General features: G+C 69.1%; 15 protein-coding genes. 6 read left to right on the top strand and 9 right to left on the bottom strand.

Going from position 1 to position 14,476, the window contains the following annotated elements; all coding sequences use genetic code 11:
* Positions 1-26: 26 nt before the first annotated feature.
* From ACIQGQ_RS06285 to ACIQGQ_RS06265, 5 genes are all read right to left on the bottom strand, one after another.
* Positions 27-875 (bottom strand): immunity 49 family protein, encoded by an 849-nt coding sequence (locus ACIQGQ_RS06285; RefSeq protein WP_402391332.1) that lies wholly within the window; start codon positions 873-875, stop codon positions 27-29.
* Positions 876-946: 71 nt separating this feature from the next.
* Entirely contained in the window at positions 947-1,801 is an 855-nt protein-coding gene (locus ACIQGQ_RS06280; RefSeq protein ID WP_402391329.1) for an immunity 49 family protein, read from the bottom strand.
* A gap of 102 nt (positions 1,802-1,903) precedes the next feature.
* Positions 1,904-2,764 (bottom strand): immunity 49 family protein, encoded by an 861-nt coding sequence (locus ACIQGQ_RS06275; RefSeq protein WP_402391326.1) that lies wholly within the window; start codon positions 2,762-2,764, stop codon positions 1,904-1,906.
* Between the two features lie 17 nt (positions 2,765-2,781).
* Positions 2,782-5,523 carry a hypothetical protein gene (locus ACIQGQ_RS06270; RefSeq protein WP_402391324.1) on the bottom strand — a complete coding sequence of 914 codons (2,742 nt, stop codon included), beginning with the start codon at positions 5,521-5,523 and terminating at the stop codon, positions 2,782-2,784.
* Entirely contained in the window at positions 5,520-5,945 is a 426-nt protein-coding gene (locus tag ACIQGQ_RS06265; RefSeq protein ID WP_402391321.1) for a DUF6507 family protein, read from the bottom strand. Before ACIQGQ_RS06265 ends, ACIQGQ_RS06270 begins: the two co-directional genes overlap by 4 nt.
* A gap of 827 nt (positions 5,946-6,772) precedes the next feature.
* Here ACIQGQ_RS06265 and ACIQGQ_RS06260 point away from each other — a divergent pair.
* On the top strand, positions 6,773-7,387 hold the full coding sequence (locus tag ACIQGQ_RS06260) for a hypothetical protein (protein WP_402391320.1): 615 nt from the start codon (positions 6,773-6,775) through the stop codon (positions 7,385-7,387).
* A gap of 192 nt (positions 7,388-7,579) precedes the next feature.
* Here the strand turns inward: ACIQGQ_RS06260 and ACIQGQ_RS06255 are convergent, their stop codons facing one another.
* Complete coding sequence (locus ACIQGQ_RS06255) at positions 7,580-8,224, bottom strand: TetR/AcrR family transcriptional regulator (RefSeq protein ID WP_402391318.1); 645 nt, start codon at positions 8,222-8,224, stop codon at positions 7,580-7,582.
* Between the two features lie 61 nt (positions 8,225-8,285).
* Between ACIQGQ_RS06255 and ACIQGQ_RS06250 the strand changes: the two genes are divergently transcribed.
* Together ACIQGQ_RS06250 and ACIQGQ_RS06245 are read left to right on the top strand one after the other, a co-directional pair.
* Positions 8,286-9,257: a hypothetical protein gene (locus ACIQGQ_RS06250; RefSeq protein ID WP_402391315.1), complete on the top strand. Its 972-nt coding sequence runs from the start codon at positions 8,286-8,288 to the stop codon at positions 9,255-9,257.
* 172 nt (positions 9,258-9,429) lie between these two features.
* Positions 9,430-10,065 carry a GNAT family N-acetyltransferase gene (locus ACIQGQ_RS06245; RefSeq protein ID WP_402391313.1) on the top strand — a complete coding sequence of 212 codons (636 nt, stop codon included), beginning with the start codon at positions 9,430-9,432 and terminating at the stop codon, positions 10,063-10,065.
* Between the two features lie 65 nt (positions 10,066-10,130).
* On the opposite strand, the gene ACIQGQ_RS06240 is transcribed toward ACIQGQ_RS06245, so the two are convergent.
* Positions 10,131-10,355, bottom strand: a complete 225-nt coding sequence (locus ACIQGQ_RS06240; protein ID WP_402391310.1) for a DUF397 domain-containing protein — start codon at positions 10,353-10,355, stop codon at positions 10,131-10,133.
* Positions 10,327-11,166: a Scr1 family TA system antitoxin-like transcriptional regulator gene (locus ACIQGQ_RS06235; protein ID WP_402391307.1), complete on the bottom strand. Its 840-nt coding sequence runs from the start codon at positions 11,164-11,166 to the stop codon at positions 10,327-10,329. The genes ACIQGQ_RS06240 and ACIQGQ_RS06235 overlap by 29 nt, the downstream gene beginning before the upstream one ends.
* A 113-nt stretch (positions 11,167-11,279) precedes the next feature.
* Here ACIQGQ_RS06235 and ACIQGQ_RS06230 point away from each other — a divergent pair, with 113 nt between their 5' ends.
* From ACIQGQ_RS06230 to ACIQGQ_RS06220, 3 genes are all read left to right on the top strand, one after another.
* Positions 11,280-11,621, top strand: coding sequence for a hypothetical protein (locus ACIQGQ_RS06230; RefSeq protein ID WP_383916048.1), 342 nt, complete (start codon positions 11,280-11,282; stop codon positions 11,619-11,621).
* A gap of 183 nt (positions 11,622-11,804) precedes the next feature.
* Positions 11,805-13,241 carry an APC family permease gene (locus tag ACIQGQ_RS06225; RefSeq protein ID WP_402391304.1) on the top strand — a complete coding sequence of 479 codons (1,437 nt, stop codon included), beginning with the start codon at positions 11,805-11,807 and terminating at the stop codon, positions 13,239-13,241.
* A 47-nt stretch (positions 13,242-13,288) separates the two neighbouring features.
* Complete coding sequence (locus ACIQGQ_RS06220) at positions 13,289-13,999, top strand: hypothetical protein (protein WP_402391301.1); 711 nt, start codon at positions 13,289-13,291, stop codon at positions 13,997-13,999.
* 6 nt (positions 14,000-14,005) lie between these two features.
* On the opposite strand, the gene ACIQGQ_RS06215 is transcribed toward ACIQGQ_RS06220, so the two are convergent.
* The gene (locus tag ACIQGQ_RS06215) at positions 14,006-14,389 is read right to left on the bottom strand and encodes a winged helix-turn-helix transcriptional regulator (protein WP_402391298.1); all 384 of its coding nucleotides are present in this window, start codon (positions 14,387-14,389) and stop codon (positions 14,006-14,008) included.
* Between the last annotated feature and the right edge of the window lie 87 nt (positions 14,390-14,476).

Below are 14,476 nucleotides of genomic sequence, written 5' to 3'. Positions count from 1 at the left end.
CGACGTTTCCGTGCCCGCCCGCCCTGTTACGCGTCGAATTCGCCGCGCCAGGCGAAGTCGAGGAGGGCGCTGGGGAGGTAGCCGGACTGGACCTCGATCGGGATGCCGTTGGCTTTGGCCAGGCAGGCAATGGCCAGGGGCGCGAGTGCCACGGCTCCTGTGATGTCCTGGGTGCGGTCCTCGTTGGCCGTCCAGTACTCCTTGTGCCAGCGCAGAGCGTCGTTCAGCGCCTCGTTGAAACCGGCCGTGTCGTTGCGCAGGTACCGGTAGAACATCATCATCGGCGGGTACTTGAGCTTGCTCATGGTCTCGGGACCGATGATGCGGGCGTGCTCGGGAGCGCTCAGGTCCACGGCTCGTACCAGGTGCTGGCCGACGTCGTCGCGTCGCAGCCAGAAGCTCCGGAGGGTTTCCACCCAGGCGTAGACGTAGTCGTCCGGGACGCCGCCGCAGTCACGCAGAAGTGATTCGGGTACCCGGGCCAGCATGTCGAGCCGTGCCGTCTCGCGGCAGATCAGCGCCAGGTAGAACGCCTCGATCCAGGTCCCCGCGTTGAGGTAGAACTGCGGCCCCGTGGCTTCGAGTCGCTGCTCCGCCTGACGGATCTTGCAGGTCACCGACTCCTGATCGGTCAGAGCGGCGGCGAAGACCGCCGAGGACACCTGCATGGCCAGCAGCCACGACTCCCAGGTCTCCAGCTTCCCGGCGTCCGGATCCCCGATGCAACGGATGCGCGCGACGTTCAGAGACGTCGACAGCGCCCCGGTCCTGGCGTCGTGGGAGGTTTCGATGTGCCGCAGCGAATCGGCCAGGGACCCCTCCAGAACCGGTACGACCTTTTCCATCGCGGCCACCGGATAGTCCTGGCGGGACACGCTTGCAACCACTGTTCTCCCCGGTCGGTTCCATCATGGATACGCTTGTCGAATTGCCGTTCCGTGTGCGTCTACGTGTCGAACTCGCCCACCCAAGAACGGTCCAGGAGACAGGTGGGCAGGTAGTCGGACTCGACCTCGATGGGGAAGCCCGCGTCGTACGCGAGGCAGGCCATGGCCAGCGGCCCGAGTGCCAGGAATCCTGCGATGTCGCCCGAGCGCTCCGGCGCGCTCCAGTACGCCTTGTGAAGTTCCAGAGCCTCCGCGAGCGCCTGGTTGAACCCGGCGTGGTCCTTGCGCAGGAACTGGTAGAAGAGGTTGATCGGCGGATACAGCACGCACTGGAGCAGATCACGTGGCGTGACGGTGGCGATGGCCGGATGGGACTGCTCAATGGCCGCCGTGAGTTTCTCCGGCAGCCCCGGCTGCTCGTGCCAGTACGTCTGCAGGGCGTCCACCCAGTGGTGGACGTAGGAGTCGCCCTCGGCGCCGGACGCTCGCAGGAGATCGAGCGGAATCCGGCACATCGCGTCCATGCGGGGCTGATCCCTGCAGACGATGACGAACCAGAGCGTGGTCAGCCAGTTCCCGCCGTTCGCGTAGAACTGGGGGCCCGTGGCCTCGATGACGCGCATTTCGTGTGCGATGCGTGCTTCGATCGAGCCCTCGGTAATGGAGGCGGCGGCAAAGGCTGCCGAGCCAACCTGCATGGCGCAGACAGTGGAATCCCAGGTGGCGAAACGGTTCCCGCGCGGATTGAGAGCTTGATTGGACTGTACCTGCAAGAGCGCCTCGTTCAGCGCCATGCCGAAAATCGCAGGCGAGGAATTCAGGTTCTGAACGCGTTCTTCGAATTCATCGGCCAGGCGCTCGGTGACCCGTTGGTCGACCGTAAAGGTGGCATGTCGCTCCGTGATCACCTTCATGAATTACTCCTGTTTTCCGCTGGTTTACCCGAAAGGAGGATCTCCCTCCTTTCGGAACCGGATGAGGGAAACGAGGGCTCGTGATCCCCTATCCCTCGTGGGCTACGCGTCGAATTCGCCGCGCCAGGAGAAGTCGAGGAGGGCGGTCGGGAGGTAGCCGGATTCGACCTCGATGGGGATGCCGTTGGCCTTGGCCAGGCAGGCGATGGCCAGGGGGGCGACGGCCACGGCTCCTGTGATGTTCTCTGTGCGGTCTTCGTCGGCGGTCCAGTACTCCTTGTGCCAGCGCAGCGCGTCGTTGAGGGCCTCGTTGAAGCCGGCTGTGTCGTTGCGCAGGTACCGGTAGAACATCATCATCGGCGGGTAATTGAGCTTGCTCATGGTTTCGGTGTCCATGATGCGAACGTGCTCGGGAGCGGTTAGGTCCACGGCTCGTACCAGATGCTGGCCGACGTCGTCGCGTCGCAGCCAGAAGCTCCGCAGAGCCTCCACCCAGGCATAGATGTACTCGTCCATGACGCCGCCGCAGTCACGCAGCAGTGTTTCGGGTACCCGTGCCAGCATGTCGAGGCGCGCAGGCTCCCGGCAGATCAAGGCCAGAAGGAAGGCATCGATCCAGGTCCCCGCATTGAGGTAGAACTGTGGCCCGGTGGCTTCGAGTTGCCGCTCCTCCTGGCGGATCTTGCAGGTCACCGTCGGCTGGTCGGTGACCGCGGCGGCGAAGACCGCCGAGGAGACCTGCATGGCCAGCAGCCACGATTCCCAAGTCTCCAGCATCACTGCGTCAGGATCCCCGATGCAACGGATGCGGGCCACGTTCAGAGACTTCGACAGGACCATGCTTCTGGCACTGTGCGAGGTCTCGATGGATCGCACCATATTGTCCAGGGATTCCTCCATGGTGGGGATGACTTCATTCATCTCGGCGACCGGGTAGGTTTGCCGAGGCACGCTTGCAACCACTTTTCTCTCCTGCTGATTCAGATTTTGAAGTACTCGAGGACGGCTCCGGCGTAACTGCCGTTCCCTTCGCCGGCCTTCACCAATACATATTCTATGTTTCCGTCGGTGAGGGCCTTTTCTAGCTCTTTCACCAGATCGGAATTCTTCCAGACCTTACCTGTGCTGTCGGTCACCGATAGTTTAGGGCGGGCGTCCATTTCGGCAATTATGGTCTCCAAGTAGCGTCTGGTGCCCTGCTGGACCATAAGCCCTGAAGCGGCGCCCTTGCCCCTGCGCCAGATCAGCCCCGACTTCGGTGCCTTCGCCTCGACGATCATGAGCTTGCCGTCCGGCCGACGGTACAACTGATCGAACATGTTGGCACCGTTGGGCGTCTTCGGCAGGGGCTGCTCGACCGCGCCCTCGAATCGCTCGGGTACCACGTGCAGCCGTGCGGCGTCTTCGCCCAGGCGCTCGGAGTAGCTGCTGTTGTTGGACGTCTGGTCGTCGAAGTGGTCGATGAACTGCTGCCTGGCACGCTCCACTTCCGCCAAAGTCTGATCGGTCGGACCGGCCTTGTGCGCGCGCTCGGCATTGGACAGCTCCACGGAGATCTTGCGGTCCCTCGCGACATCGTCGAGATGGTCGATCTGGTCGACCGGAGTGCTGCCGCGGGTCAGCGGGTCGGTGCCGTACTTGACCGCTCCCGGGGCCGGGGGCAACTCGTTCTTGGAGATCCAGGACCCGTCGCTGTCCTTCGCGAGGATGGGCAGCTCCACGCCGTCGATCTTGGTGTGGATGCTGTGGCGATGGCCGTCGATCCGGTAGTACTGGTCGAACCAGGACTTGTCCGGGTCGTTCGCGCGTCGGATGAACTCGTCCTGCTTGGCCTTGATCTCTTCGGCGGTCATCTGGCGGCCGTCCGGGTGCGCCGGCTGGGCCGCGTCGTCCGCGCCGTGCGCCGCGCCGCCCGGACCGCCTGCCCCCGGCGTGTCCGGCACATGGCCGCCGCTGTTCACGGACGGCGGCTCGGGGTGCCCACCGCCGGGCCCGTCCGTGTGGCCGGACGCGCCGGAAGGGCCGTCGGTGTCGCCGTGTCCCGAGGGGCCGTCGGTGCGGCCGCCACCAGGGGTGTCGTCGAGACGGTTGCTGGGCATGTGATCGCCCGCATGGCCGCCGGGCGCGTGATCCGGCCCGTGTTCAGGCAGGCGCAAAGGGTCGGAGATGTCGCTGCCCAGGCGGATCGCGTCGTCGCCGCCTCGGCCGCCGACGCCCACCAGTTCGCGTTCCGGGACTGCGGCGGTGGCCGGTGAGTCCATGTTCGGGGCGTCGGTGCGCGGGAGGTCGGCGCCGGCGTCCGGCCTGCCTGTCGGGGCGTCCTTCGCGTGCTGGACGATCGCGCCGTCCGCGTCGTAGATGTTGCCCTTGGGGTCGAGGAACTGCGGCGGGCCGTCCACCGGCAGCTCCACCGTGCCCGGCGGAAGGGCGGTGGTGCCCTCGGGGAGACTGATGTTGCCGTCGGGGAGCTTGATCGCCCCGTCCGGGACCGCCGATCCGGACGGGAGGTGGATGGTCCCGTCGGGGAGGTGGACGGCGCCCTCGGGGAGCGCGAACGCGCCGTCCACGTCGATCTTCGGGACCTCGAACTTGCCGAGCCCCTTCAGCCCGGTCATGACGTCGTTGATCTTCGAAAGCCCCGCACCGGCGCCCTTGAAGATGTACGTCATGGGGTCGACGACCCGGCCGGCCTTGCCCGCGAAGGACAGCGCCTTGGCCGCCATCCCGGCCTTGCCCGCACCCGCCGCGGCACCCCCGGTGCCACCGGTGAAGACGGTGGTCAGGACGTTGAACGTGACCGCACCGGCCGCGCGGGACGGGTTGCTGCCCCACTGGTCCCAGGCCACCAGCGCCTTGCCCGTCTCCTTCATCGCGGTGCGCGAGTCCCGTATCCAGGAAGGGAGTTTGTCGTCGGGAAGGGCCCAGAAGAGAGTGTTCGCACCGGGCGTGACGGCGATGGCCACTCCGGTGGCGAGCTTCGCCAGACCGGTCCACGCCTGCTTCATCGAGTCCCAGCCGTCGACGCCGACCAAGGTGCCCAGCCCCTTGATCGTTCCCCAGACCCCGTCGACGACGAAGCCCTTGCCGAAGTCGTAGGCGTGGCGCCACACCTTCCACCACGGCACCGACTCCTCGACCGGGTCTCCCCAGGGCAGCCCCTCCGCCTTCTTGAGGGCTTCGGCGTCGTAGCCGTACATGCCCTCCTTGCCGGAGCCGTCGTTCGTCTTGAGCGCCTTGCCCCCGACCAGGGCGACGATCTTGGCGTGGCAGGCCCGCTCCACCTCCTGGAACGCGGCCCATGTTTCGGCTATCTCGTTGTGCCGTCGGTTGTTCTCCTCGACCAGGTCGCCGTCCTCGCGCCACTCGTCGTCACCGTCGACCTTGACGCGGAAGGCGACGGCATCCCGCTTGAGCTGCTTGAGCTTCTCGACCAGCGGGAAGGCGTCGTCCGAGTACGTGCCCAACGCGCCGGAGATGACGCACAGGTCCGAGCTCAGGGTGAGTCCGGTGTCGGCGACCGGCTTGGTCGTGGCGAACAGCTGCTCCGCCTCGGGCGCCTTGTAGAAGGCACTCAGCCCGCCGAAGCTGGTGTGGACGTCACCGGTGGCCGTCGCGATCTTGGCGCCGCTGCCCGACAGTTCGGTGACCTTCGTGTCGAGCAGGGCGAGGTCGCCGGTGAAGACCGGTATCCCGAGCGGGTCGACCGGGGCGTTGTCACTCACTTGTGGCCCCCGGGGTTCTTGAGGAGATCCAGGCGCACGGACTTCGCGGCGTTCTGCGCGCGCTCGGCGGTCTCCAGGTCGCCCGCGCAGTACGCGTTCGTGGCCTCGACCGCACCCAGAATGGCCGCCTCGATACGTTCGGCCATCGACTCCAGGCTCTTCCGCCGCGCTTCGAGGTACTCACCCAGCGCCGCCGCCACCGGCCCCATCGCCTTCTGCGACAACGGCGCCTGCCCGGGTGCCACCGGGCCCTGCAGAGGCGTCGCGGCCTGCGGGCCCGGTACGGCCGTACCCGCCGCCTGCGCGGCCTCCGACATGGCTTTCATCAGTGCGGTCAGCGCCTTCTCCAGCTCCCCGGCGTGCGTACCGGTGACCTTCAACTGGCCCTGCACTCCCTGCGGTTTGATGTCCCAACCCACCACGGGAAGCCCCCCTTCCGTCGAACTCTTCCGGTATGCCGCGTCGCCGCGCCCCACGCCTCAGCGGAATCGTTTCTTCTTGTGCGAGGAGACGCCTTGTCGGTCGCTGTCCCCGACCAGCGCGTTCGCGCATGTGACCGTGCGCCGGGCCGTGCTGGCGCCCCTCTCCGGCGTTGCCCTCAACGGCCGGTCGAGGTTCTCCGTGCCCTGCGGGGAGAGGTTCCTCCGTGGCCCGGGCCGTGGTGCCCGTCCGCCGTCCGGTCCGTGGGCGGGCGTGTCACGGTCGCATCCACCTGCGCGTTGTGTGCCGGGGGCGATTCCTCCGGTTGTGCGCTCGCCGTCGGTGAGCCCATGCGCCCCTTGCCCCCCCTCACGTTGCCCCCGCCGTGTCCTGCGAACGTATGTGCCCTCACCTTTATCAACTCTTCGTTGCCGATGCAATCAAAGAGTCCTGTGTGGTGAGCTGCCGGTGACGCGATCCGAGGGCACGTCAGACGGTCTGTTTCTGGGCATACTTGAACCATTCCCCTTCTCCGGTGGCCGGAGCTTTCCGGTGAAGACGGACTCTCGGCCGATTCTGGCCGATCCAAGCTCCCCGCCGTTGACGTGAAATGTGACGTCGTCTCTGGTGCATCGGAGCAAATGGGCAACGGCCCGCCGCGTGGGCGGGCCGGATGTTCGCCCGCGGAACCTACGCGCTGTCCAATCGGGCCCCAATCCGGCGGCCGCCAACCGGGCCAGGCTTGTGGGCGGGTCCGGCATGGCTGCGGCCCGACGGTGCCGTGCGCCTGGATGCTGGGGGCGAACCGGACAGGCAGGCAGGAGTCACCGTGGACGATCCCACCCCCCGAGGAGCCCGTGGCGCGGCGTCCACCGGCGCGGGCCGTGATGCTTCCGGTCAGGCGGGGATCGTCGGCATGGGGCTCGCCGCCGTACTGACCTTCGCCCTCGCGCAGGGTTCGTGGCAGTGGTTCGCCACGTACATCGGGGTGACGCTTCTCGCGGTGGTCTTCTCCTTCTACCGGCTGCCGACGTGGACGCCCGGCCTCCGGTCCGTGTACATGCGTAACCTGGTGGCGTTTGCGCTGGTCGTGGGGTTGTGTGCGGCGATCGCGCTGGCACCGATGATGCAGCGCTGGGCCTGGCTGTTCCCGATGCCGGGCACGCGTGACAGGTGTCCGGCGATGGGCGACTACGAAAGTCTCCGAACGGAGGCGGCGCTGGCGGGCCTGGCCGGCCGGGACACCGCCGCCCTGGCTCAGGCGCGGGACGTCCAGAGCCATGCGGCCGTCGCCGACTGCTTGTCCGCCACCACGACCCTGTGGCTGCCGGTCTACGCGGCCGGAGTGGCCGCACTGGTCGGCTTGGTCACGTGGTCCATCGGCCGGTTCCGGGTGAGGGGCCGGTCGACGGCGGCGGGCCGGAGGCCATCCCACAGGGCGTGAGCGGGCCGGAGGGCCCATGGACGCGGCAGGTGCACGCCGAGGGGTGTCGGCGAGGCTTCCCGCACCTTGCACCGGTCGGCCGCGCGCTTACTCGCTTACGTGCCACGGCACGAAATACGACCGCCTTCCTGGCTCTCCGCTGCCCGAGTGCGCGGAACGCCGCCCCGAGGACGGCATCGGATCCCCTGAGGCTCAGTGCGCAGGATCCGTCATGTGCAGTCCGTGGCACAGCCGGTCGAACGCCCGGTCCGCCGCCGGAGCGACCACGTCCCTTACGCGTGCGGCGGGTTCGCCGGACATGACGCGACGTCGGATCTCGCGCAGGACCGCCCGGTACGTCCCGGCGACGGCCCCCGCGAGGAGGGCGGACGCCAGGGGGTCGGTGCCGCCGCCGGGAGTGGACGCCGGCGGATGCTCGGCCAGCGCCGCCGCGAGGGCCGCCTCGGCGTTCTCACCGATCTCTCGCTCACGGGCACGGAGCGCCGGACTGTCGTGGATGACCTGCAAGAACCTGACCGCGCCCGGATGGAGCCCGAACATCGGCCCGTTCTCCCGCAGGGCGGTCAGCAGTCCGTCCCGGACCGCCTCCACCGGGCAGGTGCCGGGCGCCCGGTCGCGTACGAGTGCGGCGAGATGGTTCTCCGCCTCGGCCTGCCGGTCGAAGAACAGGTCCTCCTTGGCCGGGAAGTAGTTGAACGCGGTGTTGGTGGACACCCCCGCTCGCCGGGCGACCTCGGCGACCGTGACCCGGTCGAACCCGTGCTCCAGGAACAGGCCCAGGGCCGCGTCCGCGATCGCCGTACGGGTCTGCTGCTTCTTCGTCTCTCGGAGTCCCACGGGTTAATGGTAGCGTCACCACAAAATTGGTGTGACACCAAAATTTTGGAGAGGGATCATCATGCCCCTGACCTTCGGCATCTACCCCGGCGGTCTCCTGGGTGACGACCACGGAATCGTCCACCCGGCCCTGCCCGACCGCCCGGACCGCATCACCGACGCGCTCGACCGGTTGCAGGGTGCGGGCCCCGCGCTGTCGGTCCGCGCCTACCAGCCCTTCGCCGCCACGTCCCCGCAGGAACCGCCCACCCCCGTCGACCCGCAGCAGTACCTCGGGCGCGGTCGCGTGCTCGATCTGGTGCTGCCCTTCCGGGAGCAGTCGGGGCGGCTGGACGGCTGGCTCGAATTCGTCCGCGAAGCCGTCCGTGCCCACGGGCCGCACCTGGCCTCCCTCCAGATCTGCGAGGAGCCGAACGCCAACCTCCCCGTCCTGGACGGCAGTAGCCCCAACGTCCTGAACGCGCTGGTCCAGGGAGTCGTCGCGGCGAAGGAGGAGGCCCGCGAGCTGGGGCACACGATCGCGGTCGGCTTCAACGCCGTACCGACCTTCGACCCGGCCGACACCTTCTGGTCCGACCTCGCCGCCCTGGCCGACGAACGCTTCCTGGCCGAACTGGACTACGTCGGACTGGACTTCTTCCCCGACGTCTTCCGCCCCATCGCCGCCGACCAGTTGGCGGCGGCGGTCACCGGCGTCGTCACCGCCTTCCGTCGGACCGACCTGCCGAAGGCCGCCATCCCGGACACCGTGCCGATCCGCATCTGCGAGAACGGCTGGCCCACCGGACCCGAACGCCCCGAACACCGGCAGGCGGAAGTCCTCGACGCCGTCGTCCGGGCCGTCGCCGCCCTCGCGGAGGACCTCAACATCGACGGTTACACGTTCTTCTCCCTGCGTGACGCCGACACCGGTGCCGATGGCCTTTTCCACCACTTCGGTCTCCTGCGCGACGACTACACGCCCAAGCCGGCCTTCGAGACCTACCGCCGCCTCATCGACGAACTCGGAAACCGCCCGGTCGCGGTCGGGTGACAGCTCTGTCCGCCGGTGTCCCTCAGCCGCCAGGTGGCGATTTCCGGCCTACATGTAACAGTTGCCTGCAAGTTTGGTGCCTTACGTGATGGCGGTACGGTACGTAACACCTGGAATTTTCTTTTGGGTATTACGTGGACTGTGGGTGCGGTCCCCACGACGGGAGGACGCGATGCTTGAGGAAATGGTCAGGACATGGGTGGCGGGCTGGGCCGTGTCCCGGCGTACGCCTCCGCCCGTCCGGCAGCCCTGGGGCTACTACATCGAGGTGGCCGACAACCCCGCCGAAGTCGGGCGCCATGTCCTTCCGGTGGCCGAGGAGTCGTTGGTCCGTGGCGCGGCTGCCTCGGTGACGGTTCCGCGTACCTGGATGAAGATGCCCGCCGAGCCCGAGGAGGTCGAGCCCTGGCTCACGCCGGGATGGGTGGTGGCCCGGGAGGAGACCGGCCACCTGATGGCCATCGACCTGACGGTCACGACACCGCGTGCGCCCGAGGGGTACGCGGTGGCCGTCGAGTGCGTGGGCGACGTCGTCCACGTACATGTGCGGGACGCGGAAGGCCGGCCGGCGGCCCAGGGGCAGGCAGCGCTCGTCGGTGAGGCGGCGGTGGTGGACCGGGTGGTGACCAGCGAGGCCCACCGGCGGCGCGGCCTGGGCGGCCTGGTGATGCGCACGCTCGCCGACCAGGCCGTGGCCCGGGGCGCGCGGACGGGCGTCCTCGGCGCGACGGACCCCGGCCGCGCACTGTACGAGACCCTCGGCTGGAAGAAGCACTCGACGATCGCGGAGTGCATCTACCGGCCTTGACGGAGGCGTTGTCACGCACAGCGAGCCGGTCCCGTGCGGGGCCGGCTCGTTGGGTGCGGTACGCGTCAGGCGGTGAGGCTGCCGTTCCTGACCGCCGCGACGAACTCCGACCAGCCGCGGGCCGGGAAGAGGATCGCGGGGCCGGTGGGGTTCTTGCTGTCCCGTACGGGGATCGAGGCGTGGCCATCAGAGACTTCAAGGCACTCGCCGTTGGCTCCGCCGCTGTAGCTGGACTTGCGCCAGCCGCTCAGGGATGAGCTGTCAGCGATGGTCGGCTTGGTGCTGTGCATGTTCGTGTTCCTCCGCGATGGCCCTGATGAGCGCTACTGACTCCCGTTGCGGTGCCGCATCGCTCAGGGCGAGAGTGTAGGACGTGTGGCAGGCCGCAACCAGCGTCGGATCGTCCATCAGGCGGCCCGTGTGAAGACCCTCGATGTACGCCACAGGCGCCGCGTTGGCAAAGGACAGTAGGTAAAGCATGCCTTCCAGAAGCGCGTGTGCTCCCGAGGTGAACGGCAGCACGTGTAGACGCAGGCGACCGGTGTCGGCCAGGTCTGCGACTCTGTGGAGTTGCTCGACCATTACTGCTGGGCCGCCCACGGGTCGCCTGAGGGCGGCCTCATCGAGCAGTACCCAGGCAACCGGTGTTGTCATCTGGTCGAGCAGTTGACTGCGCTCGGCGCGGCTGACGACCAGTTCGTCAAGCTCTTCGGAGCAGTAGTTCGGGCGGTACGCCTCGAACACCGCGCGGGAGTATGCCTTTGTCTGAAGCAAGCCCGGGATCAGGGATGCTCCGTACTGGCGGATCTCCGTAGCCTCGCGCTCCAACTCGGCCACTGCGGCGAAGTAATGGGCAAAAGTGGTGTCCAGGTTCTCCAGCCACCGCTCGAAGAACCCGTCCGTCCCCAACGCCCGGTCGATACGGCGGGCGTCCTCCGGGGACGGCAGGCGGCGGCCCGCTTCGTAGTGGCTGATCAGTTTCGGTGAGCAGACGATGATCTCGCTCAGGGCCTCCTGGGTGAGCCCGGCGGCCAGGCGGCGGAGGCGTAGCTCCTCGCCGTACTTCTCGCGTGGTGTGCGTGGGCTTCGTTTCGTCGTCATGCGGTCCAACTCCCCGTCTTGACCTGTGTGCCGTCATCCCCGCCCCTCTGGCAGCGTAGCGACGACCGACCCCACTCTGTGATGAGTTCGCTACAGAAAGAGAGCAGGTCGAGATGGAACAGCACGTCACCGCCGAACGGCCGGGCGTCGAGCCCTCGATGGCGCGGTTGCTGCCGTGGACGGGGGAGGGCGGCAAGCCCTGTTATCTGCTGGCGGGGGGTGACGGGGGCGGGCTGATGTCGCGGATGGCCGACGACATGGAGAGCGTCCAGCTCGGCATGGCGGGGGATCTGCTCGGGCACGCCGATGACCTTCTGGCCGACGAGCGGTCGACGGCGCCGCAGATCCGGTTTCTCGCCGCCCGGCTGAGCGAGTCGCTGCGGCAGGTCGTACGTGTCGCGGAGAGCCGGGGGCTGCGGCTGGCCGGGGTCGTGCCGGGCGACGGGGAGCCGTGAGCGCGTTACGGACCGTCCGGGGCGCGGGCGCCGGTGGCGCTCGTACCGCATCCTCGGCGCGCGCGTGGCGTTGGAGTCGATGGGGCGTGCAGCGGCTGCGGCGGGGGAGCGAGTCCCGTTCCGGTTCCTGCCCGGGGGTGCGCCTCTTCGGCCCGTCCGTCCGTCGCCCAAGGAGGAGACAGCATGTCCTCGGAACTCCGGCGGCCGGTCCCGTCCGACAGCCGCAGCCGTAGTGGGGAACGGGCCCGGCTGCGCGGTGACCTCGGTGTCGCGAGCATCGTCTTCATGGTCACGGCCGCCGCCTCTCCGCTCGCCGTCGTCGGCGGCCCCGTGCCGCTGGGCATCGCCGGGGGCAACGGGACGGGCTTTCCGGCGACCTACGTCGTCGCCGGGGTCGTGCTCCTGTTCTTCGCGGTCGGCTTCACCGCGATGACACCCCATGTGCGGGCGGCGGGGGCCTTCTCCTCCTACGTCGAGCGCGGGCTCGGCCGGGGCGCCGGGCTCGGTGCGGGGTTCGCCGCGCTGCTCTCCTACGTCACTCTGGAGGCCGGTGTCTTCGGGCTGCTCGGCCCGGGGCTCGCCGCCCTGCCGTCCGGTGCGCAGGCGGTCGGTGGGCCCTGGTGGGTGTATGCCGCGTCGGCGCTCGCCGTGGTGGCCCTCCTCGGCCACCGGGACGTCGAGTTGTCCGGCAAGGTGCTCGGCGTCGGGCTGGTCGCCGAGGTACTCGTCGTGGTCGTGTTCGACGTCGTCGTCCTGGTCACCGGCGGCGACAGCGGGCTGTCCTCCGGCATCGTCAGCCCCGACCGGATCATGTCCGGGGCGCCCGGGGTCGGAGTCCTCTTCGCCGTCCTCGGCTTCATCGGCTTCGAGGCGACGGCCGTCTTCCGTGACGAGGCGCGCGACCCCGGGCGCACCGTCCCCCGGGCGACCTACCTGTCGCTGGCTCTGATCGGCACCTTCTACGCACTCTCCAGCTGGGCGCTGATCACCGCGGTCGGCGACGCGCACGCGGTCGGGACCGCCACCGACCACGGCGGCACCATGCTCACCGACGCCACCCGCCGCCACCTGGGCGCGGTCGGCGGGCACCTCGTCGACGTCCTCTTCGTGACCAGCCTGTTCGCCGGGATCCTGTCGTTCCACACCATCGTGGCCCGGTACGTCTTCGCGCTCGCGGGCCGGGGCGCGCTGCCCGCGTGGCTCGGTGCCGCGCACCCGCGCCACGGGTCCCCGTACCGGGCGTCGAACGCCACCGCCGTCGTCGTCGCGGTGCTGCTGGCGGTCTCGGTGGGTGCCGGACTCGACCCGGTCGAGCAGTTCTACACCTGGCTGGCGGGCTTCGCCTCCGTCGGGGTGGTGCTGCTGTACGCGATCACCAGCGCGGCAGTGGTGGTGTTCTTCGCCCGGCACCGCGAACACCGCACGGGCGCCTGGCCGAACACGGTCGCGCCGGGGCTGGGGCTGATCGGGCTGCTGGCCTTCCTCGCGCTGATCCTGGACAACCTCACGACCCTCGTCGGAGGCAGCACCGCCCTGGCGATCGGCGTCCCGGTGCTGCTGGTGGCGGCGCTCCTGCTGGGGCCGGTCGTCGCGGGGCGCGGAGCGGGCGCCGGAGTCTGACCCTCTCCTCGCCGACGTACCGGCGGCGCACCCGTTACGTTCCTCGCATGGACCGGACCACCACCCTGAGGCGTCTCGCCACGACCGCGACCGGCGCCGCCCCGCAGCGGGCGGCCGAACTCGCCGCCGAACTCGGCATACCGGCCGCCGACCTCCTCGTCGTCGCGGGCCACCCGGTCCCGGCCGAGCTGCTGCCCCCGGGGCGCGACGCGGAGGTCATGCGGCGATTCGCGTCCGCCGCCAGCCACTGCGACCACGCACGACTCGCCGAACTGCGTTCGTTCGTCGTCTCGTTGCCGCGTACGGCCGCTGCGGAACCCTTCGTCCGGCCGACGTGGCCGGGATACCGTCCCGCCGAGACGAGGATTGCGGCGGTGCTCCGCGATCTGCTCCGCAACCGTGGCTTCGGCCTCCGTGAACTGCCGTTCCTGGGGCTGTCCTTCAGCACCTTGCTCGGGATGGTGCGGCGCTTCGACCCGAGTCCTTACCGGCGGCAGCAACTGTCCGCCCTGGCCGGCCCGTTGGGCTGGCGGCTGCCCGACCTCTTCGTGGTCGCCGACGAGCCGTGCCCGCCCGGCATCCGCCCGATGGTGCACTGCCACCACCTCGGCCGGGTCTTCGAAGCGGCCGTTCCCCTCAGCACCGCCCAGCTGGCCGAGGCCGCGGCGGAGGCGGACCGGCTGAGCGCGCGTGAGGAGCACGGGGCGTGGCAGCCCGTCTCGCAGGGCTTCGCCGAGGAGTGCCCGGACCTCCGCTGACGGATATCACGGCCCGCCGGGCGCCGGTGCGGTGTCCCCGTACGCGTCCCGGGCGTCGAGGAGCTCCGGGAGGTGGGCGGCGGCCCAGGTGCAGCAGGCGTTCAGCGGGGCGAGCAGCGTACGGCCCAGGGGGCTCAGCTCGTAGTCCACCCGGGGCGGGGTGGAGTCCGTGACGGTGCGGGTGAGGAAGCCGTCCCGTTCCATCGCGCGGAGCGTCTCCGTGAGGACCTTCGGGGTGATGCCCCGCAGCGGGACCTCCAGTTCGCTGAAGCGCCGGGGGCCGGACTCCAGGCACCGGATGATCATCGGCATCCACTTGCCGCCGATCCGGAACGGGGTGGGGGCGTGCGTGCAGCCGGTGAACATGTCGGGATCGAGAGGTTCGTTCACCTCGCGAGCGTACGCAACTATCGTTGCGGAAACCATGGGTGGGCGGTCTAGCGTCCGGCGCAGCGGCCCGCGTTGGGCGGGCCCCGG

The organism is Streptomyces sp. NPDC092952 (assembly GCF_044754785.1).
Taxonomy (GTDB): Bacteria; Actinomycetota; Actinomycetes; order Streptomycetales; family Streptomycetaceae; genus Streptomyces.
This window is presented reverse-complemented; position numbering and strand designations above follow the sequence as displayed.